General features: G+C 72.1%; 28 protein-coding genes. 19 read left to right on the top strand and 9 right to left on the bottom strand.

Annotated elements, in window-relative coordinates; translation table 11 throughout:
• Positions 1–3: 3 nt before the first annotated feature.
• The 5 genes from cobN to cobJ are packed head-to-tail and all read left to right on the top strand — an operon-like array spanning position 4 to position 6,917.
• Positions 4–3,384, top strand: a complete 3,381-nt coding sequence (gene cobN, locus MKK64_RS01370; protein ID WP_243931936.1) for a cobaltochelatase subunit CobN — start codon at positions 4–6, stop codon at positions 3,382–3,384.
• Positions 3,381–4,742 (top strand): precorrin-3B synthase, encoded by a 1,362-nt coding sequence (gene cobG, locus MKK64_RS01365; protein ID WP_243931935.1) that lies wholly within the window; start codon positions 3,381–3,383, stop codon positions 4,740–4,742. Before cobN ends, cobG begins: the two co-directional genes overlap by 4 nt.
• Complete coding sequence (locus MKK64_RS01360; RefSeq protein ID WP_243931934.1) at positions 4,739–5,371, top strand: precorrin-8X methylmutase; 633 nt, start codon at positions 4,739–4,741, stop codon at positions 5,369–5,371. The genes cobG and MKK64_RS01360 overlap by 4 nt, the downstream gene beginning before the upstream one ends.
• A complete protein-coding gene (locus MKK64_RS01355) occupies positions 5,371–6,165 on the top strand; it encodes a precorrin-2 C(20)-methyltransferase (protein ID WP_147728991.1) in 795 nt (264 codons plus the stop codon). Before MKK64_RS01360 ends, MKK64_RS01355 begins: the two co-directional genes overlap by 1 nt.
• A complete protein-coding gene (gene cobJ / locus MKK64_RS01350; RefSeq protein ID WP_243931933.1) occupies positions 6,162–6,917 on the top strand; it encodes a precorrin-3B C(17)-methyltransferase in 756 nt (251 codons plus the stop codon). Before MKK64_RS01355 ends, cobJ begins: the two co-directional genes overlap by 4 nt.
• Here the strand turns inward: cobJ and MKK64_RS01345 are convergent.
• On the bottom strand, positions 6,893–7,657 hold the full coding sequence (locus MKK64_RS01345; RefSeq protein WP_243931932.1) for a cobalt-precorrin-6A reductase: 765 nt from the start codon (positions 7,655–7,657) through the stop codon (positions 6,893–6,895). The two genes, cobJ and MKK64_RS01345, sit on opposite strands and share 25 nt — an antisense overlap.
• On the opposite strand from MKK64_RS01345, the gene cbiE reads away from it, so the two are divergent.
• The 4 genes from cbiE to MKK64_RS01325 are packed head-to-tail and all read left to right on the top strand — an operon-like array spanning position 7,656 to position 11,543.
• The gene (gene cbiE, locus MKK64_RS01340; RefSeq protein ID WP_243931931.1) at positions 7,656–8,900 is read left to right on the top strand and encodes a precorrin-6y C5,15-methyltransferase (decarboxylating) subunit CbiE; all 1,245 of its coding nucleotides are present in this window, start codon (positions 7,656–7,658) and stop codon (positions 8,898–8,900) included. The genes MKK64_RS01345 and cbiE overlap by 2 nt on opposite strands.
• Positions 8,897–9,433, top strand: a complete 537-nt coding sequence (locus MKK64_RS01335; RefSeq protein WP_313898874.1) for a cobalamin biosynthesis protein — start codon at positions 8,897–8,899, stop codon at positions 9,431–9,433. The genes cbiE and MKK64_RS01335 overlap by 4 nt, the downstream gene beginning before the upstream one ends.
• Entirely contained in the window at positions 9,430–10,230 is an 801-nt protein-coding gene (cobM, locus tag MKK64_RS01330; protein WP_243931930.1) for a precorrin-4 C(11)-methyltransferase, read from the top strand. Before MKK64_RS01335 ends, cobM begins: the two co-directional genes overlap by 4 nt.
• Entirely contained in the window at positions 10,227–11,543 is a 1,317-nt protein-coding gene (locus MKK64_RS01325; protein WP_243931929.1) for a cobyrinate a,c-diamide synthase, read from the top strand. Before cobM ends, MKK64_RS01325 begins: the two co-directional genes overlap by 4 nt.
• Before the next feature lie 77 nt (positions 11,544–11,620).
• On the opposite strand, the gene MKK64_RS01320 is transcribed toward MKK64_RS01325, so the two are convergent.
• Positions 11,621–12,034 carry a helix-turn-helix domain-containing protein gene (locus MKK64_RS01320; protein WP_147727032.1) on the bottom strand — a complete coding sequence of 138 codons (414 nt, stop codon included), beginning with the start codon at positions 12,032–12,034 and terminating at the stop codon, positions 11,621–11,623.
• 407 nt (positions 12,035–12,441) lie between these two features.
• Between MKK64_RS01320 and MKK64_RS01315 the strand changes: the two genes are divergently transcribed.
• Together MKK64_RS01315 and MKK64_RS01310 are read left to right on the top strand one after the other, a co-directional pair.
• Complete coding sequence (locus MKK64_RS01315; protein WP_147842240.1) at positions 12,442–12,780, top strand: antibiotic biosynthesis monooxygenase family protein; 339 nt, start codon at positions 12,442–12,444, stop codon at positions 12,778–12,780.
• A 543-nt stretch (positions 12,781–13,323) separates the two neighbouring features.
• A complete protein-coding gene (locus MKK64_RS01310) occupies positions 13,324–14,829 on the top strand; it encodes an undecaprenyl-phosphate glucose phosphotransferase (RefSeq protein WP_243931928.1) in 1,506 nt (501 codons plus the stop codon).
• Positions 14,830–14,857: 28 nt separating this feature from the next.
• On the opposite strand, the gene MKK64_RS01305 is transcribed toward MKK64_RS01310, so the two are convergent.
• Entirely contained in the window at positions 14,858–15,358 is a 501-nt protein-coding gene (locus MKK64_RS01305) for a Fur family transcriptional regulator (protein WP_243931927.1), read from the bottom strand.
• Positions 15,359–15,496: 138 nt separating this feature from the next.
• Here MKK64_RS01305 and MKK64_RS28015 point away from each other — a divergent pair, with 138 nt between their 5' ends.
• From MKK64_RS28015 to MKK64_RS01295, 3 genes are read left to right on the top strand one after another with little or no spacing between them, the layout of a single operon-like run.
• Complete coding sequence (locus tag MKK64_RS28015; protein ID WP_279592978.1) at positions 15,497–15,631, top strand: hypothetical protein; 135 nt, start codon at positions 15,497–15,499, stop codon at positions 15,629–15,631.
• Entirely contained in the window at positions 15,628–16,491 is an 864-nt protein-coding gene (locus MKK64_RS01300) for a metal ABC transporter ATP-binding protein (RefSeq protein WP_243931926.1), read from the top strand. Before MKK64_RS28015 ends, MKK64_RS01300 begins: the two co-directional genes overlap by 4 nt.
• Before the next feature lie 35 nt (positions 16,492–16,526).
• Positions 16,527–17,351 (top strand): metal ABC transporter permease, encoded by an 825-nt coding sequence (locus tag MKK64_RS01295; RefSeq protein ID WP_279592983.1) that lies wholly within the window; start codon positions 16,527–16,529, stop codon positions 17,349–17,351.
• A gap of 22 nt (positions 17,352–17,373) precedes the next feature.
• Here the strand turns inward: MKK64_RS01295 and MKK64_RS01290 are convergent, their stop codons facing one another.
• Positions 17,374–17,976 (bottom strand): exopolysaccharide biosynthesis protein, encoded by a 603-nt coding sequence (locus MKK64_RS01290; RefSeq protein ID WP_147727042.1) that lies wholly within the window; start codon positions 17,974–17,976, stop codon positions 17,374–17,376.
• Positions 17,977–18,307: 331 nt separating this feature from the next.
• Between MKK64_RS01290 and bcsS the strand changes: the two genes are divergently transcribed.
• The 3 genes from bcsS to MKK64_RS01275 all read left to right on the top strand — a co-directional run bounded on the left by bcsS (position 18,308) and on the right by MKK64_RS01275 (position 19,797).
• Positions 18,308–19,051 carry a cellulose biosynthesis protein BcsS gene (bcsS, locus tag MKK64_RS01285; RefSeq protein WP_243931924.1) on the top strand — a complete coding sequence of 248 codons (744 nt, stop codon included), beginning with the start codon at positions 18,308–18,310 and terminating at the stop codon, positions 19,049–19,051.
• A gap of 93 nt (positions 19,052–19,144) precedes the next feature.
• Positions 19,145–19,393 (top strand): type II toxin-antitoxin system Phd/YefM family antitoxin, encoded by a 249-nt coding sequence (locus tag MKK64_RS01280; RefSeq protein WP_243931923.1) that lies wholly within the window; start codon positions 19,145–19,147, stop codon positions 19,391–19,393.
• Positions 19,390–19,797 carry a type II toxin-antitoxin system VapC family toxin gene (locus MKK64_RS01275; protein WP_147842235.1) on the top strand — a complete coding sequence of 136 codons (408 nt, stop codon included), beginning with the start codon at positions 19,390–19,392 and terminating at the stop codon, positions 19,795–19,797. Before MKK64_RS01280 ends, MKK64_RS01275 begins: the two co-directional genes overlap by 4 nt.
• Here MKK64_RS01275 and MKK64_RS01270 read toward each other — a convergent pair.
• Together MKK64_RS01270 and MKK64_RS01265 are read right to left on the bottom strand one after the other, a co-directional pair.
• The gene (locus MKK64_RS01270; protein WP_243931922.1) at positions 19,787–21,319 is read right to left on the bottom strand and encodes a cryptochrome/photolyase family protein; all 1,533 of its coding nucleotides are present in this window, start codon (positions 21,317–21,319) and stop codon (positions 19,787–19,789) included. The two genes, MKK64_RS01275 and MKK64_RS01270, sit on opposite strands and share 11 nt — an antisense overlap.
• 47 nt (positions 21,320–21,366) lie before the next feature.
• Positions 21,367–22,101, bottom strand: coding sequence for an SDR family NAD(P)-dependent oxidoreductase (locus MKK64_RS01265; RefSeq protein ID WP_243931921.1), 735 nt, complete (start codon positions 22,099–22,101; stop codon positions 21,367–21,369).
• A gap of 153 nt (positions 22,102–22,254) precedes the next feature.
• On the opposite strand from MKK64_RS01265, the gene MKK64_RS01260 reads away from it, so the two are divergent.
• Positions 22,255–23,121, top strand: coding sequence for a formyltransferase family protein (locus MKK64_RS01260; protein ID WP_147859014.1), 867 nt, complete (start codon positions 22,255–22,257; stop codon positions 23,119–23,121).
• A gap of 64 nt (positions 23,122–23,185) precedes the next feature.
• A complete protein-coding gene (locus MKK64_RS01255; protein ID WP_147728565.1) occupies positions 23,186–23,326 on the top strand; it encodes a DUF2256 domain-containing protein in 141 nt (46 codons plus the stop codon).
• 4 nt (positions 23,327–23,330) lie between these two features.
• Here the strand turns inward: MKK64_RS01255 and MKK64_RS01250 are convergent, their stop codons facing one another.
• Genes MKK64_RS01250 through MKK64_RS01240 form a run of 3 tightly spaced genes read right to left on the bottom strand, consistent with a single transcriptional unit; the run spans position 23,331 to position 25,637 of the window.
• Positions 23,331–23,921 (bottom strand): NTP transferase domain-containing protein, encoded by a 591-nt coding sequence (locus tag MKK64_RS01250; RefSeq protein WP_243931920.1) that lies wholly within the window; start codon positions 23,919–23,921, stop codon positions 23,331–23,333.
• A complete protein-coding gene (locus tag MKK64_RS01245; protein WP_243931919.1) occupies positions 23,914–24,939 on the bottom strand; it encodes a molybdopterin-binding protein in 1,026 nt (341 codons plus the stop codon). Before MKK64_RS01245 ends, MKK64_RS01250 begins: the two co-directional genes overlap by 8 nt.
• Positions 24,936–25,637, bottom strand: coding sequence for an XdhC family protein (locus tag MKK64_RS01240; protein ID WP_243931918.1), 702 nt, complete (start codon positions 25,635–25,637; stop codon positions 24,936–24,938). Before MKK64_RS01240 ends, MKK64_RS01245 begins: the two co-directional genes overlap by 4 nt.
• Between the last annotated feature and the right edge of the window lies 1 nt (position 25,638).

The raw sequence follows: 25,638 nt of genomic DNA, 5'->3' as shown, positions 1-25,638 counted from the left end.
CGCATGCACCTGATCCGCATCGATACGGTGAGCCTCGACGACGGCGAGGCGGCGGTCGATCTCGGGCAACAGCCTGGCGACGTCGTGTTCCTGTCGTTTACGGATTCCGACCTGCTCGGCGTCGCCAATGCCCACGCGGCCTGCGGCCCGGGCTTCCCGTCGCTGCGCCTGGCCAAGCTGTCGCGCCTGCGCCACCCGATGTCGGTCGATCTCTACGTCGAGACCGTGGTGGCGAAGGCGAGGATCGTCGTGATCCGCTGCCTCGGCGGCCTCGACTACTGGCGCTACGGCGTCGAGCGCTGCGCCGCCGTCGCACGGGCCGCCGGCATCCCGCTGGTGATCCTGCCCGGCTGCGACCGGCCCGACCCGCGGCTCGCCGAGCTCTCGACCGCGCCCGACCTCGCGCCGGTGCTCGACGGATATTTCCGCGCCGGAGGCCCCGAGAACCTGCGCCGCATGCTCGGGCGCCTCGCGGCCGAGATCGGCGTCCCGACCACCGTCGAGCCGCCCGAGACCTTGCCGCGCGGCTTCGCATGGTGCCCGGGCTGCGGACCGCTCGGCCTCGACGCGGCGCTCTCGCTCGGCGCCTCGCCGCTCGGCCTCGGCGCGCCCGGCGCGGCTGCGCCGCACGCGCTGATCCTGGTCTACCGCTCGGCGGCTCTCGGCGGCGACGGCGCACCCGCCAACGCGCTGGCGGCCGCCCTCCGTGAGCGGGGCATCGGAACGCTGACCCTGGCGGTGGCGAGCCTCAAGGATGCGGAGGCGGTCGACGCGGTGCGCGCGGCGATCCACGCGCGGAAACCCGACCTGATCGTCGCCGCCACCGCCTTTTCGGCGCGCGAGGATGCCGGGTTCGTCCTCGACGCGGCCGATTGCCCGGTGCTGCAGGCCTTCACCGTCGGCAGCCTGCAGGAGGCCTGGGAGGCGTCGGCACGGGGCATGAACGCGGCCGACCTCGCCATGCAGGTGGCCCTGCCGGAATTCGACGGCCGCCTCTCGGGCTTCCCGATCTCGTTCAAGCAGGAAACGGACGCGGCCGACGGCTACGCCGAGCGCCGCGCGGTGCCCTACGCGGCCGGCATCGCGGCGCTCGCCGACCGTGCCGCCGCTTGGCTGCGCCTGGCCGCGACGCCGCGCGCGCATCGCCGGATCGCCTTGGTCCTCTCCGACTACCCGTCCCGCGGCGGCCGCGCCGGCTTCGCCGTCGGCCTCGACACGCCGGAAAGCGCGCGCGCGATCGTGTCGGACCTCGCGGCGGCCGGCTACGCGGGCCCATCGCTGCCGGAGGCCGCCGCCCTCATGCAGGCGTTGACGGACGGTGCGCCGGACTTCGCGATCCCGCTGCCCGATTACGCGGATTGGCTCGCGACGCTACCGGAAGATTCGCGCGAGGCGCTGATCGAACGCTGGGGCGAACCCGAAGCCGACCCGACGTGCCGCGACGGCGCGTTCCGCTTTCGGATGGTGGATGCCGGGGGCGACACGCCCCCTCCCCCCGCAGCGGGGGAAGGGGAAGACGACGCGTCAGGCCGTATCGCGATCTTCCTCCAGCCCGACCGCGGCCGGTCGGACGACCGCAAGGCCGGGTACCACGATCCCGACGAGCCGCCGACGCACGCCTACCTCGCGTTCCATCTCGGCCTGCGCCGGCATTTCGACGCCCTGGTCCATCTCGGCACCCACGGCACCACCGAATGGCTGCCCGGCAAGGCCGTCGCGCTCGCGCCCGCATGCTGGCCCGCGCGGGCGATCGGCGCCCTGCCCGTGGTCTATCCGTTCATCGTCGACGATCCCGGCGAGGCGGCCCCGCTGAAGCGCCGCCTCGGCGGCGTCGCCCTGGGGCACCTGACGCCGGCGATCGAGGCCGGCGGCCTCGAGCCGGAGGCGGCGCGCCTGCGCGAGCTCGTCGAGGAGTACAGTGCCGCGAGCGTCCTCGACCCGCGCCGCGCGACGCTGATCGCGCGCGCCATCCTCGACGATGCCGAGGCGGCCGGGCTGCTGGCGGGCGCCGGAATCGACGCCGACACGCCGATGCCGGACGCGCTCGCGGCGCTCGACGCGCACCTGTGCGACCTCGGCGAGACCGCGTTCCGCGACGGGCTCCATGTCTTCGGCCGCGCACCGGACGGCGCGCCGAGCGCGGTCGTCGCGAGCGCGCAGGCCGAACGGGCGGGGGTGCTCGCCGCCCTCGACGGCCGATTCGTGCCGCCGGGCCCATCCGGATCGCCCTCGCGCGGGCGCACCGACGTGATGCCGACCGGCCGCAACCTGACGACGCTCGATCCGCGTTCGCTGCCGACCCGCGCGGCGACGCTGCTCGGCGAGAAGGCCGCTGCCGCCATCGTCCTGCGCCACCTTCAGGACGAGGGCGAGTATCCCGCCCGGATCGTCATGGACCTGTGGGCCTCGCCGACGCTGCGCACCGGCGGCGAGGACGTGGCACATGCCCTCGCTCTCATGGGCGTCCGCCCGACCTGGGACCACGCGACCACCCGCGTCACCGGCTTCGAGGTGCTGCCGCTCGCCCTGCTCGACCGGCCGCGCATCGACGTGACCTGCCGCGTCTCGGGCGCGTTCCGCGACACCTTCCCGGACACCCTCGCCCTCCTCGACCGCGCCGCACGGGCCGTGGCGCAGCGCGAGGAGGAGGACGACGAGAACCCCCTTGCCGCAGCCCGCCGCCGTGGCGAGGGCCAGGCTCGCATCTTCGGCGCCGCCCCCGGCCGCTATGGCGCCGGCGCCGCCGAGACGGCGCTCGACGGCGCATGGGCCGAGCGCGGCGATCTCGGGCGCGCCTATCTCGCGGCGAGCACCCATGCCTACGGCGACGCGGAGGGTGCGGATGCCGGCTTCGCTCAGCGGGTGGCGCAGGCCGACGCCTATCTCCACGCCTTCGACGTGGCCGAACGGGACCTGTTCGACGGCGATGCCGCCGCCGATGCGATGGGCGGGTTCGCCGCCGCGGCCGCCTTGGGGGGCGGCACGCCGACCCTCTACAGCCTCGATGCCGCGAGGCCGGAGACGCCGAAGGTGCGCACCGCCCGCGAGGACGCCGCCCGCCTCGTCCGCGCCCGGCTCGCGAACCCGCGCTGGATCGCCGGACAGCTGCGGCACGGCTATCGCGGCGCCCAGGAACTCGCTCAAGGGCTTGATGCGGTGTTCGTGCTGGCCGCGACCACCGACGCGGTGACGGATGCCGACTTCGACCGGCTCTACGGCGCCTGGATCGCCGATGCCGAGACCTTCGACGCGTTGCGCACCGCCAATCCCGCGGCGACGCGGGCGATCCTGGAGCGGTTCGACGAGGCCCGCGCCCGCGGTCTCTGGACCAGCCGGCGCAATGCGATGCCGGCCGACGAATTGATGCCGCAGGCGGCGGAATGAGCGCGCCGCGTCGCGTCCTGCCGGATGCCGCGAACCGCCGCGGTTGGTGCCCCAGCCTCGCGCGGCCGATGCCGACCGGGGACGGCCTGCTCGCCCGCATCCACCCGCCCCTCGGCATCCTGACGCGCGCGCAGATCCGTGCCGTGGCGGCGGCATCCCGTGCTTTCGGCAACGGCCATGTCGACGTCACGGCGCGCGCCAACCTACAGCTGCGCGGTGTCACCGAGGCGACCCGGCCGGCCCTCGTCGCGGCGCTGGGCGGGGCGGGCCTCGGCGACATGCGCGCCGACGGCGGCCCGCAGCGCCTCACCCTCACCAGCCCGCTCGCCGGCCTGACCGGGGAGGCCGTGGATGTCAGGGCCATGGCATCCGCGATCGAGGCGCACGGCCTCGCGATCGCCGGGCTTCCGCCGAAGACCCTGGTGCTGATCGAGGGCGGCGGCACCGACCTTTCGGGAATCGCGGCCGACATCCATGTGCGCGCGACCGGGCCGGGGATCGCGGCGGTCGGCCTCGCGGACGAAGCGGGCGTGACGTGGATCGCGACGTGCGACGAGGCGCGAACCGCCGAGGCGGTCGCGGGGCTGCTCCGGGCGTTCGCCACCAGCGGCCGACGCCGCATCCGCGACCTTGCCGATACGGAACGAGGGAGCCTCGTGCGGGCCTTGCCCGCCATCCTCGCCGACGAGCCCCCGCCCCCCTCCGTGGGGGAGTATGGCCCACCCTCCCCCACGGAGGGGGGCGGGAAACCCGCTTTGTCCGACCCAGCATCTTCGTACCTTGAGATCGCGGCACCCTTCGGCCGCAGCACGGCGGCGATGCTGGATCGGCTGGCGGAGGTCGCGGACGGTCTCGGCACCGACGAGGTCCGCGTCTCGCCGACGCGCGGCTTCGTGCTGCCGATGCGTGGCGTGCCGTCACATCGCCGCGGCGAGGCCCTTGCCGACCTCGCCGCCGCCGGCTTCGTCACCGCACCGGACGATCCGCGTCGGGCGGTGGCGACCTGCCCCGGCGCGCCGGCCTGCGCCTCGGGCTCGACGCCGACGGGCACGGATGCCGCACGGCTCGCCGAGGCATTCCGGCCGTTCGCCGCGAGCGGGATGACCGCGCACGTCTCCGGCTGCGCCAAGGGCTGCGCCCATCCGGCCCGCGCCGACCTGACGCTGGTCGCCCGCGACGGACGATACGGCGTCGTCCTCGACGGCTCGCCCGGCGATGCGCCGGCTCTGGAACTGACTTTCGACGCGGCGCTGGAGCGCGTATGGAGGGCGAAATCCGGTACGCTGGCACAGGCGTTCGGCCCCTCCCCCTCCCCTCGGCAAGCCTTCGCCGAGCCAGCCATCGGGACCACGATATGAGCGCCCGCCACGAATACCTGCGCGACGGCGGCGCGATCTACGCCCGGTCCTTCGCGATGATCCGTGCCGAGGCCGACCTCGCGCGCTGGTCCGGTGCGGCCGAGCGCGTGGTCGTGCGGATGATCCACGCCTGCGGCATGACCGACCTGCCGGCCGACGTGGAGATGTCCGAGACTTTCGCCCAGGCCGGCGAGGCGGCTCTGCGCGCTGGCGCGCCGATCCTGTGCGACGTGCGGATGGTCGCCGACGGCTGCACCCGCGCCCGGCTCCCGGCCGAGAACCGCGTGATCTGCACGCTGACCGACCCGCGCGTGCCGGCGATGGCGGCTGAGATGGGCACCACGCGCTCGGCCGCCGCGATGGAGCTGTGGCGCGAGCACCTGCCCGGCAGCGTCGTGGCGGTGGGCAACGCGCCGACCTCGCTGTTCCGCCTGCTCGAATTGCTCGACGAGGGCGTCGCGCCGCCGGCGGCGGTGATCGGCATCCCGGTCGGCTTCATCGGCGCGGCCGAGTCGAAGGAGGCGCTCGCGCGCGACGGGCGCGTGCCGTTCGTCGTCGTGCACGGGCGGCGCGGCGGCAGCGCCATGGCCGCGGCGGCCGTCAACGCGCTCGCCAACGAGATCGAGTGATGGACTCGGCCGAGAACCGCTTCGCGGAGGAGCCTGCAGAGCAGCCGGACAGGCCGATCGCGGTCGTCACCGGCACGCTGTTCGGCGTCGGCATGGGGCCGGGCGACCCGGACTACCTCACCGTTCGCGCGATGCGGGTGCTCGAGCGCGCGCCGGTGCTGGTCCACTTCTGCAAGAAGGGCCGGCGCGGCAACGCCCGCACCATCGCCGATGCCGTGCTCCCGCCGGACGCGACCCGCGAGTTCCCGCTGGCCTACCCCTACACCACAGAGCTCCACCCCGATCACCCGGACTACGTCGCGGCGCTCGCCGCCTTCTACGACGACGCGGCCGGGCAGCTCGCCGACCACCTCGGCGCGGGTCGCGACGTGGCGATCCTGTCGGAAGGTGACCCGTTCTTCTACGGCTCGTTCATGCATCTGTGGCGGCGGCTCAAGGACCGCTTCCCGGTCGAGGTCGTGCCCGGCGTCACCGGCATGTCCGGCTGCTGGACCAAGGCCGGGACGCCGATCACCTGGGGCGACGACGTGCTCACGATCCTGCCCGCGACGCTGCCGGCCGCCGACCTCGCGGCCCGCCTCGCCACGACCGACGCCGCCGTGATCATGAAGCTCGGCCGGCACCTGCCGAAGGTCCGCGCCGCCCTGCACGAGGCCGGCCTTCTGGCGCGTGCGGTCTACGTCGAGCGCGGGACCATGGCCGGCGAGCACGTCGTGCCGCTGGCCGACAAGCCGGACGACGCGGCCCCGTACTTCTCGATGGTGCTGGTGCCGGGCGAAGGCCGCCGGCCGTGAGCGGAAGCCTCGCGGTCATCGGCCTCGGGCCGGGCGATGCCGGGTTGCTCACCGCCTCGGCGCAGGCCGCGCTCGATGCGGCCGAGGACCTGATCGGCTACATTCCCTACGTCTCGCGCGTGCCGGATCGGCCCGGCCTGACGCGGCACGCCAGCGACAACCGCGTCGAGGTCGACCGCGCCCGCCATGCGCTGGGGCTCGCAGCCTCCGGCCGGCGGGTGGCCGTGGTCTCGGGTGGCGATCCCGGCGTGTTCGCGATGGCGGCGGCGGTCTTCGAGGCGGTGGAGCACGGCGATCCGGCCTGGCGCCACCTTGCGATCACCGTCGAGCCGGGCATCACCGCGATGCTGGCGGCCGCCGCGCGCCTCGGCGCGCCGCTCGGCGGCGATTTCTGCGCGCTCTCGCTCTCGGACAATCTCAAACCGTGGGAAGTGATCACGGCGCGGCTCGACGCGGTGCTGCGCGCCGACTTCGTGGTCTCGCTCTACAACCCGATCTCGTCGGCGCGGCTCTGGCAGCTCGGCAAGGCCCTCGAGATCGCCGCCGAGATCCGCGACCCCGACACGCCGGTGATCTTCGCCCGGGCCGTCACCCGGCCCGACGAGGCGATCCGCGTGATGACGCTGGCCGAGGCCCGCGACGCGACCGCCGACATGGCAACGATGGTCATCATCGGTGCCTCGACCACCCGGCTGATCGAGCGCGGGCCGGGCGAGCGGCCGTTCGTCTACACGCCGCGCAGCGTCGCATGATCGCGGCCCGCGCCGGCGAGCCGCTCAACGGCCGCGGCGGCATCGGCGACCGCGTCGACCATCGGCTTCCACGGCTGGCGGACGATCACCACCGGCAAGCCAAGTGTCCGCGCAGCGGCGATCTTTCCGTAGGTCGCCGCCCCCCCGGCATTCTTCGTGACGAGCACGTCGACCGACGCGTCGCGCATCAGCGCGACCTCGGCGGCTGCGTCGAACGGTCCGCGCGCGCGGATCGCCGTGAGGCGCGGGACCGGCAGCGCATCCCCGAGCGGCTCGATCGTGCGCACGACGTAGTCGTGCTGCGGCGCGGCCGCGAAGGCCGCAACTTCCATGCGGCCGACCGTGAGGAAGACGCGGCGCGGAACATCCCCCAGCGCCGCGACGCAACCGGCCACGGTGTCGACCTCGGTCCAGGCGTCTCCAGGCTTCCGCGTCCAGGCCGGGCGGCGGATCGCCAGGAGCGGAACGCCGGCAGCTTCCGCGGCCCCATGAGCGTTCCTACCGATGCGTGCAGCGAAGGGGTGGGTGGCATCGACAAGCCGGTCGATCGCCTGCTCGCGCAGGTAGCAAGCCAAGCCCTCCGGGCCGCCGAATCCGCCGATGCGGGTCGGAATTGCGTCGACGACCGGCGCCGCGGTGCGCCCGGCCAGCGACAACGTGACGGAGAGGCCGGAATGGGGGAGAAGGCCGCGGACGAGGGCGCTCGCCTCCGTCGTGCCCCCGAGGATGAGGATCCGCATGGCCGCCTTGTCCGATAGGCCCGAACCGGTGTCGAGGCCCGATCCCTGGCTCGCGATCGTCGGCATCGGCGAGGACGGCCGCGACGGGCTCTCCCCCGCCGCCGGCGCGGCGCTCGACGGCGCCCGCGTGGTCTATGGCGGCCGTCGTCACCTCGCGCTCGCCGGCCCGCTCGACGCGGAGCTGCGAACATGGCCGAGCCCGATCTCCGACGCCTACCCTGAAATCCTGGCGCAGCGCGGGACGCCGACCTGCCTGCTAGCGACCGGCGACCCGTTCCACTACGGCATCGGCGCCGAGATCGCCCGGATCGTGCCGGCCGCCGAGATTCGGGCGTTTCCGCAGCCCTCGGCCTTCAGCCTCGCCTGCGCCCGCCTCGGCTGGCCGCTCGCCGAGTGCGCCTGCCTGACGCTGCACGGGCGGGCGCTCGCGCAGATCGTCCGCCACCTGCAGCCGAACGCCCGCCTGCTGGTGCTGTCCTGGGACGGCACGACGCCGGCGGCGGTCGCCGCGCTGATGACCGAGCACGGTTTCGGCGCATCGCCGATCACCGTATGCGAGGCGATGGGCGGCCCGCGCGAGACCGTGCGGACCCGATGCGCGCGCGATTTCGACCTCGGCGACGTCGACGCCCTGAACACCCTGGCGATCGAGGTGGTGGGCGAGCCCGGCTGCCGGCCGGTCGGCCTCGCCCCGGGGCTCGACGATGCGTGGTTCGAGAACGACGGCCAGCTGACCAAGGCCGAGATCCGCGCGGTGACGCTGGCGGCGCTCCGCCCGCTCGCCGGCCAGCTGCTGTGGGACGTCGGCGCCGGCGCCGGCTCGATCGGCATCGAGTGGATGCTGCGCCATCCCGCGATGCGGGCGACCGCGATCGAAGCCCATCCGTCTCGCGTCGAGCGGATCGCCCGCAACGCGCAGACCCTCGGCGCCCCCGGGCTGACCATCGTCCACGGGGTGGCGCCGGATGCGCTGACCGGGTTGCCGGCGCCGGATGCGATCTTCATCGGCGGCGGCGTCTCCGCGCCGGGCGTTCTGCCGGCGGCGCTCGGCGGCCTGCGGTCGGGCGGCCGGATCGTCGCCAACGCGGTGACGCTGGAGGCCGAGGCGGTGCTGCTCGCCGCCTTCTCGACCCGGGGCGGAACGCTGCGGCGCCTGTCGATCGCCCGCGCCGATCCGGTCGGCGGGCTGCACGGCTGGCGTGCGGCGATGCCGGTGACGCAATGGGCCTGGACCAAGCCGTGACGGGGACCCGCCTCGTCGCCGGCATCGGCTTCCGCCACGGCGTGCCCCCCGACGCGATCGTCGCGCTGATCCGGCGGGCGATCGCGCAGGCGGCATGCGAGGGGGCGCTCGTCGCGATCGCCACCGCCGCCGACCGAGCCGATGAGCCGGCGATCCGGGACGCCGCCGGCGCGTTCGGCCTGATGCCCATCGCCGTCGATGCCGAAGCGCTCCGCACGGTCGACCCACGCGTGCCGACGCGCTCGGCCCGGATCGAGAAGTCGCGCGGCGTCGGCTCGCTCGCCGAGGCGGCGGCGCTCGCCGTCGCCGGCGAAACCGGACGCCTGATCCTCGCCCGCATCGACGACGGACGCGCCACCTGCGCGCTCGCGGCGCTGGGCCTAGCGAGCGACGAGGCGATGCGCGAGGCCGATGAGGCCAGCGCCCTCTTCCGTCCCCCCTCTGCGGGGGTAGGGAAGGATGCGGGCGCCGTTAGCCGATCGAAGACTCCCATATCCCAGCGCGCCCGAGCGGCGCAGATCGTGACCGCATGACCGTCCATTTCATCGGCGCCGGGCCGGGCGCTCCCGACCTCATCACCGTGCGCGGGCGCGACCGGATCGCCGCCTGTCCGGTCTGCCTCTATGCCGGCTCCCTGGTCGCGCCGGAGATCCTCGGCTGGTGCCCCCCGGGCGCGCGGATCGTCGACACCGCGGCGCTCGACCTTGACGCGATCGTCGCGGAGATCGAGGCGGCGCATGCGCGCGGCGAGGACGTGGCCCGGCTGCATTCCGGCGACCTGTCGATCTGGAGCGCGCTCGCCGAGCAGATGCGGCGGCTCGACCGGATCGGGATCGCCTACACCGTCACGCCGGGCGTCCCGGCCTTCTCCGCGGCGGCGGCCCTGCTGAAGCGCGAGCTGACCGTGCCGGGCGTGGCGCAGTCGGTCGTCCTCACCCGCACCTCCGGGCGGGCGAGCGCGATGCCGGAGCGCGAGACGCTGGCCGGCTTCGCCGCCACCGGCGCGACGCTGGCGCTGCACCTCTCGATCCACATTCTGGACAAGGTCGTCGCCGAGCTCGTGCCGTTCTACGGCGCGCCCTGCCCGGCCGCCGTGGTGTTCCGCGCCTCCTGGCCGGACGAGCGGGTGATCACCGGAACGCTGGCGACGATCGCGGGGCAGGTCGCCGGTTCCGGGATCGAGCGCACTGCGCTGATCCTGGTCGGGCCGGCGCTCGGCGCCGAGGATTTTCGCGAGAGCGCGCTCTACGCGGCTGACTACGACCGCCGCTTCCGGCCCGGCGGGGCGGTCGGCAGCACGGGCATCGACAACGAGGACGCGAACGCATGAGCGTTCCCGGCATCCTCGTCGCCGCGCCGCGGTCGAGTTCCGGCAAGACCACAGTGACGCTCGCGCTCATGCGCGCGCTCGCCCGTCGCGGCTTGCGCGTCCGCGGGGTCAAGTGCGGGCCCGATTACATCGACCCGGCCTTCCACGAGGCGGCGACCGGCTTTCCGAGCGTCAACCTCGACAGCTTCGCGATGGGCCCTGCCCTCCTCGACGCGGTCGCCGGGTTCGCCGTGCGGGACGCCGACATCGTCGTGGCGGAAGGATCGATGGGCCTGTTCGACGGCGTCCGAGCCGGCGAGGGCCGCACCGGCGCGAATGCCGACATCGCCGCCCGCTACGGCTGGCCCGTGCTGTTGGTGCTCGACGTGTCGGGGGCGGCGCAGTCGGCGGCGGCGATCGCGCTCGGCTGCTCGCTCTACGATGCGCGCGTCAGAATCGCCGGCGTGGTGCTGAACAAGGTGGCCAGCGCCCGCCATCGCCGCCTCGTCGAAGCCGGGCTCGCCCGCGTCGGGATCCCGGTCCTCGGCGCGCTGATGCGGGATGCGTCGCTGGTCCTGCCGGAGCGCCATCTCGGCCTCGTGCAGGCGCGGGAGACCTCCGACCTCGACGCCCGTCTCGACCGCCTCGGCGACCTCGCCGTCGAAGGTCTCGATTGCGATGCGATCCTGGCCGCGGCCGGCGGCGCGGTTCCCGCCGGCGCGGGCGCCCTCCCCCGCCCGCCGGGGCAGCGCATCGCGGTGGCGGCCGATGCCGCGTTCAGCTTCCTCTATCCGCACCAGGCGGCAGGCTGGCGGGCGGCGGGCGCGGAGATCGTATCGTTCTCGCCGCTCGCCGACGAGGCACCGAGCCAGGGGTGCGACGTGTGCTGGCTGCCCGGCGGCTATCCCGAGCTCCATGCCGGCCGGATCGCCGCGGCGACGACCTTCCTCGGCGGCCTGCGCAGCTTTGCCGAGACACGGCCGGTGCACGGCGAGTGCGGCGGCTACATGGTTCTGGGCGAGAGCCTCGAGGATGCGGCCGGCATGCAGCATCCGATGGCCGGGCTTTTGCCGGTCGCGACCTCGTACAAGTCGCGCAAGTTGCATCTCGGGTATCGCGTCGCACATCCCATCGCCGATGGGCTTCTGGGGCGGGCGGGGCTGCGCCTCGTCGGCCACGAGTTCCACTACGCGAGCGAGTCGACCCCGCCGCCCTCCGAGGACGAAGCGTTCTGTCGGGTCGCCGACGCGGAAGGGACGGATCTCGGGTTTGCCGGGCATCGGCGCGGCCGCGTCACCGGCACGTTCTTCCACCTGATCGCGCTCGACGACTGACAGACGACGACGGTGGGCCGGCAGCGCTCAGCGATCGGAGACGAGCGCCGTCCCGATCGGGGGCGGACCCTCCCGGCTCACTCGGCGGCTTCGGCCTCGGCCGTGTCCGCCTGGCCATGGCCGAGCTTGGCCACCGTCCGCACGATCGCGAGCACGTCGCGGCGCATCTGGTCGTTCTCGATCAGCGCGTAGGCCCGCAGCAGCTCGATCGCGCCGTGGGCGCTGAGGAAGCCGAACACGTCCTCCTTCGGCGCCGCGCCCTCCTCCTTCTCTTCGAAGAAGGCTGAGACCGGAACTTCGAGCAGGCGCGCGATCTCGCGCAGGCGCCCCGCGCCGACGCGGTTCTGCCCCTTCTCGTACTTCTGGACCTGCTGGAAGGTGACGCCCACCGCCGTCCCGAGGGCCGTCTGGCTCAGCCCTCGCGCCTTGCGGAGCGCGGTGATGCGGAGACCGACGAGGCGGTCGACGTCGGTGGTCTGTTTGGGCATCATCGTCAGACACAATCCCATTTCGCGGTCGCGACCGGGTGGGTGACCGTCATCCTCGGACGGTCGACACGCCGACCGGGAGATTGACAGCCGGTTGCGGAGGCCGCCACCTACCTCGCGCCCGTCACGGTGCCGTGCCAACGTCTTGTCAGAGCGAAGGGATAGCCACCTGAGCGCCTCAACTGAAGACAACTAGGACACGAAATAAATCTGAATGCAAGCTTAGATCGATCAGATCGAGGCCTTGTCACGACGTTTGCGCTGCGACGCTACGAGCCTGCGCTAAAACTATAGTATGTTGGTTCGACAGGTGGCGTCGGCCTACCGAAGCGGTCCTCGGTACGAATTACGCAGATTCGGGCGTTGGAATCAGGATGGTGGCGAGATCCCACCACATCATGGAGACATTGATGTTCATTGCGATGAATCGTTTTAAAGTGGTTAAGGAATCGACAACGGATTTCGAGCAGGTCTGGCTCGGCCGCGACAGTCATCTCGGCGAGATGCCGGGCTTCGTCGAGTTTCATCTTCTGCGCGGACCCGAGGCGGAAGATCACGTGCTCTACGCCTCGCACACGATCTGGCGCTCGAAGGCCGATTTCGAGGCCTGGACCCGCTCCGAGCAGTTCCGCAAGGCGCACGGCCGCGTGCCGACGACGAAGCCGCTCTATCTCGGCCACCCGCAATTCGAGGGCTTCGAGACGATCCAAACCGTCGGCGGGGCGAGCGGCGACGTCGCAGCGGCTTGATCACACGGCCTCGGCGTCCCGAAGGCGGGACGGCCGAGGTTCCTCCATCCCGGCCGCCGGCTCGTCTCCCCCGGCGTGATGCGAACGGAGCGCGATCGGCGCCCCCGCATCGAAAACGGTTCCGGCACGCTCGAAGCCGAAGCGTGGCGGGCCGCCGACGCGTGGACGCCAGAGCGCGTCTTCGGCACGCATCGCTGCATCCCACCGCGTCGGCACGAGGGGCGTGCCTCCGACCCGCACCGGAACCGCCATCACTCGAACGTGAAGCTTGACCGTGAAGCCGTCGGGCCCCCGACGGCGTAGGACGGCCGCTGCGATTCGATTGCGCGTGATCGACGCGATCCTGACGAAACCCTCTCTCAGTAGTTTGCTCGCGTTGCGAGGCGCTGATCGGACCCTTAAGGCCGAGTCATCTCGCGCAAGGTGACGGGTGTCGTGATCGCGGCCCTACGCTTGCTCCATAGTCCAAGAGTGCTCTTCACGACGCGCGATCCGTGTCGTTTCGGGACACCGTCCGGTTCAGTTCGGAACATGGCGCGCCAGATGTTTCAAGATCGCCTGCCTGAGACTTTCCAGCCGCTGCCGACTTCGGCGGAGCGGCGACGCAATGTATGGACGGCGCTGCTCCCGCGTCGGAGCCGCGGCGCGTTCCGCATCGGCATCTCGGCCTCGGTGGCGATGACCGACATCCTGTCGATCGTCATCACGACGATGGTGGTCGAATACGGCTATTTCTTCCTTCTGAACGGCGAGATGATGCCGTTCTCGGCGAGCTGGGGCCTGCAGCTCTCCGGTCTGCTGGCGATCGTCATCGTCGCGACGTCCGCCCTGCGCGAGGAATACGCGATCGAGGCGATGCTGGCGCAGAAGGCGTCGCTGCAGAAGAGCGCGGCCCGGTGGGTCGTCGCCTGGGCTGCGGCGCTCGTGGTCGGCTTCATCACCAAGACGACGAACGAGGTCTCGCGCGTCGTCGCCCTCACCGTGTTCGTCTCGGGCCTGCCGGTCTTGATGCTGGCGCATGCGGCGATGATCGGGCTCGTGCGCCGCAGCGTAACGCCGGCGTCCGCCTCGGTGAGCCGCGTCCACCTCGTCGGCTTCGAGGACGACATCGCCCGCTTCTACGCCAGCAACGAGGCCGATTCGCTCGGCCTGCGCGTCGTCGGCACCAGCTATCTCCGCCGGGTCGACGCCCGCGCGGACGAGGCCACCCGCCATGCGCAGATGTCGGAGGATCTCGACCTCGCGGTCTCCGTGGTGCGGTTCCTGCGCCCCGACGACGTCTTCATCCTCGTGCCCTGGGCCGACACCGCCGAGGTGGAGCGCTGCATCGACGCCTTCCTGCGGGTGCCGGCGGCGCTGCACCTGCGCCCCGGTTCCGTGCTCGACCGCTTTCCCGACATGCAGGTGTCCCGGGTCGGCCGCCTCTCCGGCATCAACATCGGCCGCCGTCCGCTGAGCATGGCCGAGGTGCTGCTGAAGCGCCTCCTCGACGTGACGCTCGCCACGATCGCCCTCGTTGCGCTGAGCCCGCTGCTCGCGGCCATCGCCGTGGCGATCAAGCTCGACAGCCCCGGCCCTGTGTTCTTCCGGCAGAAGCGCTACGGCTTCAATCAGCAACCCTTCGGCGTGTTCAAGTTCCGCAGCATGAAGGCCGAGGCGGAGGCGGTGTTCAAGCAGGCCTCGCGCAACGATTCGCGCATCACCCGCATCGGTGCCTTCCTGCGCCGGTCCAACCTCGACGAGCTGCCGCAGATCCTGAACGTGCTCAAGGGCGAGATGTCGCTCGTCGGGCCGCGCCCGCACGCGCTCGCGCACGACCGCAGCTTCGAGCGGCGCATCGCCCTCTACGCGCGCCGACACAACGTCCGCCCCGGCATCACCGGCTGGGCGCAGGTCAACGGCCTGCGCGGCGAGACCCTGACCGACCTCGACATGGAGCGCCGGGTCAACCACGACCTGCACTACATCGACAACTGGTCGATCTGGTTCGACATCCAGATCATATTCCAGACGGTGTTCTCGCGCCGCGCCTACCGCAACGCGTTCTGAGCCGGATTCCGCGAGCGACGTCCCGGGATCAGTGGGCGTCGTCGGCTTGCCGCCCGTGGCAGGCGCCGCACTCGCCCTCGACCTCGAGGATCCGGCTCGCCGGGCGGAACCCCGCCCGCTCCAGGGTGCGCCCGAGCCCGGCCTCGATCTCGGGCGAGGTGGTCTCGTCGATGCCGCCGCAGCTCCGGCAGATCAGGAACACCAGCCCCTCCCCCGCGCCGTGCTCGTGCGCGCAGGACACGAACGCGTTGCGGCTGGCGATGCGGTGGACGAGGCCGTTCTCGGTCAGGAAGTCGAGCGCGCGGTAGACCGAGACGGCGGCCACCCGGCGATCCGGCCCGCTCAGGCGCTCGGCGATGTCGTAGGCACCCATCGGCTTGCCCGTCTCCGCGACGGCCTGCAGCACGTCGTGCCGCAGCTTGGTGAAGTGCAGGCTCCTGTCGCGGCAGAGCTTCTCGGCACGCGCCATCGTCGCGGCGGCGTGCTCCGCGCCGCACGCCTCCCCTTCGTGCCCGACGTGATCGTGCATCCCGATCCTTGCGGCCGGGGCGCCCCGATTGAACGCCGCCGGTGTTACAGTGTATCACCACGGATTATAGGCCGCGCCACCGGTCCGGGCAACGGATCGGCCTTCGGCGCTCGCGCACCCTCGACGAAGATCGTCCCCTTGAGACCCAGATCCCGCCCGCCGGCTTCCTCGGCCGCATCGCTGTTCCAGAGCGGCCTGGCGTTCCGCCTCGGCCTCGCCGCCGCGCTCGCCGCGCCGCTCTGGCTGGCGATCGCCTGGACGCTGGGCGCGTGACCGCGCGCACGCCTGTGGCCGCCGGCGACATCCGCCTCGACGGACTGACGCTCGGCTACGACCGGCATCCGGCGGTGCACCACCTCGACGGCACCATCCGCCGCGGCGACCTGCTGGCGCTGGTCGGCCCGAACGGCGCCGGCAAGTCGACCCTGCTGAAAGGGCTGATCGGCGAGATCCCCAGCCTCGACGGGCAGATCCACCGCGGCATGCCGGCCCGCACGCTGGCCTACCTGCCGCAGGCCGACGAGATCGACCGCAGCTTCCCCCTGAGCGTCCTCGATCTCGCCAGCATGGGCCTGTGGCGCCGATCCGGCGCCTGGCGGAGCCTGCTCGGGCATCGAGGCGCCGTGCTGAAGGCGCTCGACGCCGTCGGGCTGTCCGGCTTCGAGGCGCGGCCGATCGGCACCCTCTCGGGCGGCCAGTTCCAGCGCGCGCTGTTCGCACGCCTGATCCTCCAGGACGCGCAGGTGCTCCTGCTCGACGAGCCGTTCACCGGAGTCGACGCCCGCACCACCGCCGACCTGATCGCGCTGATCCGCACGTGGCACGGCGAGGGCCGGACCATCGTCGCGGCTCTGCACGACCTGGCGCAGGTCCATGCGTACTTCCCGAAGACGCTCCTGCTCGCGCGGGAGCCGGTCGCCTGGGGCGCGACGGCCTCGGTGTTGTCGCCGCAGAACCTCGCCCGCGCCACCCGCCTGTCGGAGGCCTGGGACGAGGACGCCGCCATCTGCGCCCACGACCATGCCCTAGTCGCCCCGGCACCCGACGGGTCCGGGCACGACGATGGGCACGATCACACGCACGGGCATCACCATCGCCCGGCCCCACCCGAGCAGCACGAGACCGCGGCGTGATCGATCCCTTCGCGCCGTTCGTCGAGTTCGGCTTCATGCGCCGGGCGTTGGTCGGCTGCCTCGCGCTGTCGATCTCGGCGCCGCCGGTCGGCGTGTTCCTGATGCTCCGACGCATGAGCCTGATGAGCGAGGCGATGAGCCATGCCATCCTGCCCGGCGCCGCCGTCGGCTTCCTGGTGGCGGGCCTGTCGCTGCCGGCGATGACGCTGGGCGGGCTCGTCGCGGGGCTCGCGGTCGCCCTGCTCGCCGGCCTCGTCACCCGCTCGACCGTGATCCGCGAGGATGCGAGCCTGGCCGCGTTCTACCTGATCTCGCTCGCCGCCGGCGTGCTGCTGGTGTCGATGCGCGGCTCGCAGATCGACCTGCTGCACATCCTGTTCGGCACGGTGCTGGCGCTCGACGACCCGGCGTTGCTGCTGCTCGGCGGCATCGCGACGGCGACCCTGTTCGGCCTCGCGCTGATCTACCGCCCGCTGGTGATGGAATGCGTCGATCCGCTGTTCCTGCGCACGGTGAGCCGCGGCGGCGGCCCGGTGCACTACGCCTTCCTCGGCCTCGTGGTGATGAACCTCGTCGGCGGGTTCCAGGCGCTCGGCACCCTGCTCGCGGTCGGGCTGATGCTGCTTCCGGCGATCGCCGCCCGGTTCTGGGCGCGCGGGCTCGGCACGCTGATCCCGGCCTCGATGCTGATCGCGGTGGTGGCGAGCTTCTCGGGCTTGAGCCTGTCCTACCATCTCGACCTGCCGACCGGGCCGGCGATCGTGCTGGCGGCCGGCGCGCTCTATCTCGTGTCGATGCTGGCGGGCCCGCGCGGAGGGCTGCTCTACCGCTTGGTGAAGCCACGGCATCTCGAGGCGTGAGCCGGAGCCGCACGATCGCGGTTCAGAGGTGGAACAGGCTCATGATCCCGGCGACGATCGCGTAGGCGAAGCCGGCATTGAGCAGCACGCCCAGGCTCCCGATCCCGAGACCGACCAGCACCAGGATGCCGTCGCGCTCGACCAGCCCGAGGCCGACGAGGCAGACGGCGAGCCCGAGCGGGATCTGGCCGATCACCGGCGCGGCGACGATCAGCGCCAGCGACAGCGTCAGCAGGGCGATGCCCATGCCGCGCATGCCGAGCGCCGTCTCGAACACGCTGAGCCGTGGCCGCGACCAGCGCTCCAGCCGCCGCAGCACCGGCACGGCGCGCTTGACGGCCCGCTCGACGTCCTTCCGGGCGACCGACCGTCCCAGCAGCGCCTTCGGCAGCCAGGGCGACGACTTGCCGATCGCGATCTGCACGGCCACGAGCAGCAGCAGCAGGCCGCAGACCAGGGGGATCGGCGGCGGCATCGGCAGGCAGTTCGGCAAGCCGAGCAGCACCACGAGCAGCGCGAAGGCACGGTCCCGCAGCACCGCGACGATGTCGCCGACGGTCAGGCGGTCTCCCTCTTGGCTGGCGAGAACCGTGAGGACGTCGGACGTTCGGGCACCGGAATACAAAACGTGGCCGCAGGTTGCTGTCCCGGCGCGGGCTCTAGCCGAGTTCGGCACCGCCGCCAAGCATGAGCCTCGCCCCCTCCCCGGCGGCGCACCGTCCGCGGGAAACCGACAAGCCTGGAAGCTTCAGAAAGGACATATTTCCTTCAGGTTGGCTAGACGATTCATGCGTAACTTGAAGTTACATACTCAGAGTTGCGGTTGATTGTTTCACGGCCGAATGGTGGAAAAATCGACGACCGTCTTTGAAACTGTCGCGACATCTCTCCTGAATCGCCCCATGTTGCGAGCCTTCGAGATATAAGATTTTCATCTTGTATTAGGAGTCATCGGCTTGGCACGGCTCGCGTCCCCGCACCGAAGGCGCCGTCTCGCGGCGGCGGTGGCGTGCCTGCTCTGCACCGTTCCAGCCGCATCCCCCACGGCTCGGGCCGGCGATCTCGACACCCTGCTGTTCGGCAGCCTGGATGCCGGCGCCGCGAATTTCCTGTCCATCGGCGCCAAGATCGCGCTGGACAAGCTCGACCGGCCGGGTTTCGTCGCGCTCGCCAGCCTCGGCGGCGGGCGCCGCAACGAGATGGCGTGCGGCTGCGATTCGTGGGGCAGCGCTCGCCTGTCGCGCTACACCGTGCTCGGCGCAGCGCTGGCGGGCTATCAGTGGTTCCCGGATTGGGGCGTCGTCGCGCTCTATGCTGGGCCGGAGGGTGCGTACGAAGCCCTAACGGACGGGCGCAGCGTGGCGACGCTTCCGATGCGTTGGGGCCTTCGCCTGCACGGCGAGGTCTGGGCGCGCCCGACCGACGAGAGCCTGGTTCAGGCGACCCTGGTCCTGGGCTCGGCGCGCGATTCGGCCTGGTCCCGGATCGCCCTCGGCTATCGCGCCTGGGGCTTCTACCTCGGCCCCGAAGTCAGCCTCTACGCCGACCGGACCGGCTATACGAAGTGGAATTTCGGCGCCCACGCCACCGATTTCGCAGTCGGCAGCTACAGTTTTCGCGTGTCGGGCGGCGTACAGGTCGAGAGTACCGAAAGGAGGCCGAGCCCGTACCTCGCGTTGTCGGTCTGGACGCCGTGGTGAGCGATGCTCGACCCATCCGCGGCTGGCCGAACCATGCTACGATTGCCAGCAGCAGACGCAGCGGAAACGCGACGTCGTTCGGTTGGTGATCGTATGGACGCAATCAGCATCTTCGACACAGAAAGTTCGCTCGGCTCACTTCTCGATGCGCTCGAGGCTGGCCAGGACGTGCTCGTCCTGCGCGACGGCAAACCCGTCGCACGGCTCGTCCCGCCGACCCGTGAGGATACCACGGCCCTGACGGTTGGCGGGCTGCGCGCGTTGCGCGATCGCATCGCCGCCCGCGGTGAAACGTTCAGCCCAGATGAGATAGAGATTTTTCGTAGCGAAGACCGCCGGTGAGCCTCTGCATCCTAGATGCGTCGATGGCCCTCGCTTGGGTCCTGCCGATCGAGAGCGATGCGAGCGATATTCTCGAACAGGTCGCGGCAAAAGGTGCGATCGTGCCTGGCCTCTGGGCTCTCGAGGTCGGGCACGTCCTTCTTACGGCTGAGCGGAAGCGCCGCATCGTAACGGCAGAGAGGACTCAGGCTCTCGAGCTTCTCGCAGCCCTACCGATCTCGATCGATACCGAGACCGCGCGACATGCCTGGTCGGCGACGATGACGCTCGCCGCCAAGCACGGGCTCTCGCTGTACGATGCGAGCTATCTCGAATTGGCGATTCGGTGTTCACGCCCCCTCGCCTCGCGCGATGCGAAGCTCCTTCGCGCCGCGTCCGCCTGCAGCGTTCCAGTTATCGTTTAATCTCGCCCGCCGGCGCATCGGCGCTCAGCCCATCGAGGAACGACGCCGCGTCCGCCGCGATCTCGGCCTTGCGCGCGGGCGGCATCGCGGCGAGCGTGCGATAGGGCATCGACAGGCGCGGGTTGCCTTCGAGGCGGTCGGCGTTGGCGATGAGGAAGTTCCAGTACAGGTAGTTGAACGGGCAGGCGTCCGGGCCGGCCTTCTTCGCGACGTCGTAGCGGCAGGCGGCGCAGTAATCGGACATCCGGTTGATGTAGGCACCGGAGGCCGCGTACGGCTTCGATCCCATCACGCCGCCATCGGCCCACAGCACCATGCCGTGCACGTTCGGCAGCTCGACCCACTCGTAGGCGTCGGCGAAGACGATCAGGTACCATTCCTCGACCTGCGCCGGCGAAAGCCCTGCGAGCAGGGCGAAGTTGCCGGTGACCATCAGGCGCTGGATGTGGTGGGCATAGGCATGAGCCCGCGTCTCGGCGACGACCTGCGCGAGGCAGTTCATCTCCGTCTCGCCCGACCAGTAGAACCACGGCAGGTCGCGCCGCGCGTCGAGGGCGTTGGTCTCGGCATAAGCCGGCATCCGCGCCCAGTAGAGGCCGCGCACGTATTCGCGCCAGCCGAGGATCTGGCGGATGAAGCCCTCGACGCAGTGCAGCGGGGCCGCGCCCTCGCGATAGGCGCGCTCGGCGGCGCGGCAGACTTCCTCCGCGGTGAGCAGGCCGGCATTGAGCGGCGGCGAGATCAGCGCGTGGTACAGGAACGGCGCGCCGGTCTTCATCGCGTCCTGGTAGTCGCCAAAGGTCGGCAGGCCGTCGGCGATGAAGTGCTTCAGGGCCTCCAGCGCGTCGCGGCGGGTCACCGGCCAGCCGAAGCCGTCGAGGTCGCCGAAATGCCCGGCGAACGCCCGGGCGACGAGGTCGAGCACCGCGCGCGTCGTCGCGTCCGGCTCGAAGCGCAGGCGGCTCGGAACGGCATGGCCCCGCGGCAGCTTCTTGCGGTTGTCGGCATCGAAGTTCCACTGGCCGCCGACGGGATCCTTGCCAGCCATCAGCAGGCCGGTGCGGCGGCGCATGCCGCGGTAGAACGTCTCCATGCGCAGCGCCCGGCGGTCCCCGGCCCAGTCGGCGAAATCGCGGCGCGGGCACAGGAAACGGTTGTCGTCGCGGATCTCCACCGGGACGGCGAGGTCGTCGCGCCACGCCTGCATCATCGACCAGACCCGCCATTCGCCGGGTTCGGTCACGACGACACGGTCCGGCGCGTGCCGGGCTACCGCGCGCGCGAGCTCGCCGGTGAAGCTGCCGCTGTTGCCGGGATCGTCGAGGCGGACGTAATCCACCGTGACGCCCTCGGCTTCGAGCTCCGCCGCGAAGTGGCGCATGGCCGAGAACAGGAAGGCGATCTTCTGCTTGTGATGGCGGACGTAGGTCGCCTCCGCCATCACCTCGACGATGAGCACCACGTCGGGCGCATCGAGATCGACGAGGCTCGACACGCGCCGGTTGAGCTGGTCGCCCAGCACGAAGCGCAGTGTCTTCCGCCCCCCGGTGTTCCGCGTTGCCAAGCGCCTCAGCCCTTGGTGCGCAGCATCGAGCGGCCGCCGTCGGCGCCGATGATCTGCCCGGTGATCCAGCCGGCCTCGGCCGAGACGAGGAAGGCGGCGAGCCCCGCGATGTCCTCCGGCGTGCCGAGGCGCTGCAGGGCATGCATCGCGGCGATGCCCTGGGCCAGGGTGGCGTTGCCGGTGATCGCGGCGGCGAGCGGCGTCCGGGTCAGCGAGGGCGCCACCACGTTGATGCGCACGTGCGGCGCGAGCTCGGCCGCCAGCGAGAGGCCGAGGCCTTCGACCGCCCCCTTCGCCATGGCGACCGAGGCGTGGGCCGGAAACCCCTGTGCCACCGCGACGGTGGAGAACAGGACGACGCCCGCGCCGGCCTCGCCGGCACCGGCCTTCAGCGCGCCGGCCGCCGCCTGGATCGCTGAGAAGGCGCCGAGCGCGTTGATCCGGAAATCGGTCTCGGCGTCCGCCCGGGTCAGGCGGGCGAGCGGGCGCAGGTTGATGGTGCCGACCGCGTAGACGAGGCCGGCGAGGCGATCGCCTGCCTCCGCGGTAGCCTGAGCGAAGAAGTCGGGGTCGGCGACGTCGCCGGCCGTCACGGTGGTCTCGCCGAGTTCGGCCGCCGCGGCTTCGAGCCGGCCGCGGTCGCGCGCCGCGAGGTGGAGGCCGTAGCCGCGGTGGCGCAGCGCCTCCGCCGTCGCCCGGCCGATGCCGCCCGTGCCGCCGTAGATCAGAACCCGTTGCATGCTCGCCCCCGTCGCCGCCGAACGCCCCTTGCCGGCGGAGACGGTTCGACAAGATGAAGCTAAGGCGTCGTGGAGGACGGAGGAGTCGGTCGAGGCCGGCGCGGCCGTTCCACAAGGTCGCATCCCATCGGGACCGCCGGAGAATCCAGGTTCATGAAGTTCGCCTTCGCCGGCATCGATTTCCTTGGCGGCGTGTTCGAGGGCCTGATCGAGGCCGGCTGGACCCCGATCAAGCTGTTCACCCGCCCCTGCGACGGGCTCTACGATCACAACGACGTGGTGGTGGCGCGTGCCCGCCAGCTGCGCCTGCCGATCCAGCTCTCGCGGCTGAAGGCCCAGGATCTCGACGCGCTGAACGCCGCCCACGGCCGCGACTGGGCGCTCGTCGTCGCGGGCTATCCTTGGCTGATCACCGGATGGCGCACCCGCGCGGCCTTCGGCTTGAACATCCACCCCTCGCCGCTGCCGACCGGGCGCGGCCCCTACCCGCTGTTCCGGGCGGTGGAGGAAGCCTACGAGACCTGGGGCGTCACCGCCCACGTGCTCGCCGAGGAGGGCTTCGACACCGGCGACATCCTCGCGCAGGACCTGTTCCCGCTCGACGCCCAGGAAGACCACGAGACGCTGCTGGCCAAGTGCCAGATGGCGGCGCGGCGGCTCGCGACCGGGCCGATCGGCCGCGATCTGCCGGCGCGGTGGCGGCGGCCCGAGCCGCAGGGCGACGGCTCGTACTGGGCGCGCGCGAGCGACGTCGACCGCACCCTCGACTTCCGCGCCGACGTCGCCGCGATCCTGCGTCGGATCCGCGCTTTCGGATCGATCGAGACGCTGGCGCGGCTCGGCGACGCTCGCGTCTACGTCGCGCAGGCCGGCGGCTGGCGCGAGGCGCACAAGCATCTGCCCGGCACCGTCGTCCATCGCCACAGGCGCCACGTCGTGGTCGCGGCCCGCGACGGCTACATCCAGATCACGCGGTGGTCGCCGGTGGGGCTGGCCGAAGCCGGACAGATCGGGCGCTGACCGGATGTCCAGGCGAAGCGGGGGCGATTCCGCAAACAAGAGTTCGGGCCGGACATCGGGGAAGATGATCCGCAAGGGCGACCTGCCGACCAAGCTGTGCGCGCAGTGCGGGCGGCCGTTCGCCTGGCGGAAGAAGTGGGAGCGGGTCTGGGACGAGGTCCGGTTCTGCTCGGATCGCTGCAGAAGCGAGGCGAAGAAGGCCTGAGCCTTCAGAGCCGAGCCAGCATCTCCGGCGTGTCGACGTCGAGCGCGGTCCCGGGCTCTCCCGGAATTTCCAGGACGTCGGCGCGACCCTTCAGCAGCGGCCCGGCACCGTGATCGCCGGACAGGCTGGCGAGGGCGTCGCCGAGCACGCGCCGATCGAGCAGCACCGGGTTGCCGCGGCGCCCCGCGATCGTCGGCACCACGGCGCTCGGAGCCGGCTTCGCGGCCCGATAGGCGGCGGCGAGGCGATCGATCTGCGCCGGCGTCACCCGCGGCATGTCGCCGAGCAGGATCACCGCCGCATCGGTCTCGGCCGGCAGCGCGGCGAGACCCGCCCGCAGCGAGGTCGAGAGGCCGGAACCGAACGCGGCGTTCTCGACGAAGACGAGGTCGAGATCGTGAAGGACGGCGCGCACGGCCACCGCATGGGCACCGAGCACGACGACGACCGGACGGGCCCTGGACGCGAGGGCGGCTTCCGCGGCGTGGCGCACCAGCGGCGTCCCGTCGAGCCGCGCGAGCAGCTTCGGTTCGGTGCCGAAGCGGGTGCCGCGGCCGGCGGCGAGCAGGACGGCACCGATTCCGATGTCAAGCATCGTCGGCGGCGCTCGGTTCGCCCGATCGCGGCTGCGGCCGCGAGACGATCTCCATCAGCAGTCCGCCGACACCGAGCGCGACGATGTCGGCGCGGGTGACGGGCAGGTCCGCGAGCAGGCGGTGCAGCACCCAGTCGAACCCGTTCTCCTTGGGCGAGCGGGCGCAGCCCGGCGCGCCGATCACCGGAACGTCCCCCAGCGCTCCGAGCAGCAGCAGGTTCCCGGGATCGACCGGCATGCCGAAATGGATCACCGCGCCGCCCGCAGCCGCGATGCCGGCCGGGATCACGTCGCGGCGGTCGGCGATGGCCGAGGCGCCGAACACGATCGCCAGGTCGGCGCCGTCCAGCGCGGTCGCCGCGGCCAGCGCCTCGGCGACCGCGCCGGCCGCGTGCGGAACGCGACGGTCGGCGACGATCTCGGCGCCGGTCGGCGCGAGCCGATCCGCGAGGGCGGCCAGGGTCCCGTCGACGGTGGTCTCCTTCAGGCTCGGCAGCCGCGTCGAGACCACGCCGACCCGGCGGCGGCGATAGGGCGAGACCCGCAACGCGCCGGCCGGCGCGGCGGCGCACGCATGCGCCAGGACCGTTCCCGGCACCGCGTAGGGGATGATCTTGATCGTCGCGACCATCTCGCCGGCCACCACGGGCTTGAACGGCGGCAGCGTCGCCGCGGTGATCGCCTCGTCGACGCCGTTGACCGCATCGATGCCGGCTCGATCCACGACCAGAACGCCGGGCCCGACCGCGAAGAGGTTGCAGCGTCCGGTGAACGGCGGCTCGCAGCGCAGGCCGGTCCCGGCGAGGTGCCGCGCCAGGGTCTCGGCGGCCTCGTCCTCGCCGACGTCGCCCGGCTCCAGGGAGACGGCCACCAGATCGCGCACGCCCTCGGCCGCGAGGCCTGCAATCGTTTCGGGCGAGATCGCCCGGCCCTTGCGCAGGGTCGCGCCGCCCGCCTTGATGGTGTGGGCGGCGATGAGGCCGAGCGCGGATCCGACCGGAACCGGCCCGAACTTCACGAAGCCGCCTCGCGCGGCGCCCGACGCAGGGCGGCGACGATCTGCGCCATCACCGACAGCGCGATCTCGGCCGGGCTGACCGCGCCGATGGCGAGCCCGATCGGGGCGCGGATGCGCGCCAGCTGGGCCTCGGAATAGCCGGCCTCGATCAGCCGGACCGCGCGCGCCGCGTGGGTTTTCCGCGAGCCGAGCGCGCCGATGTAGAAGCACTCCGCCGAGAGCGCGGCCTTCAGCGCCGGATCGTCGATCTTGGGATCGTGGGTCAGCGCCGCGAGCGCGCAGTAGCGATCCAGCGGCGGCACCGCGCCGCCGAAGGCCGCGTCCGGCCAATCCGCCACCAGTGCGACGCCCGGAAACCGCTCGGGGCTGGCGAAGGCGGTGCGCGGGTCGATCACCGTCAGCGCAAGGTCGAGCGCAGCGGCCATCGGCACCAGGGCCTGGGTGATGTGAACGGCCCCGACCACAACGAGCCGGACCGGCGGCACCTGGACCGTGAGAAACAGCGTCCGGCCGTCCGCCTCGACGAGGCCGCTCCGGCCTGCGGCGAGGTGCCGACCGAGCGGTTCGGCGAGGGCGTCGGCGGCGATATCGGACTCCCGAACCAGGCGCTGCCCGCCGTCGGCGATGTCGGTGACGAGGATCGCGGCGCGGCGGGCGGCGCGCTCGGCGTTGAGGCCTTCGAGGATGTCGGCGCGCATG

Origin of the sequence: Methylobacterium sp. E-025 (assembly GCF_022829705.1) — a bacterium.
Lineage (GTDB): Bacteria > Pseudomonadota > Alphaproteobacteria > Rhizobiales > Beijerinckiaceae > Methylobacterium.
Note: the sequence above shows the minus strand (reverse complement) of the source record. Positions and strands in the feature narration are given on the sequence as shown.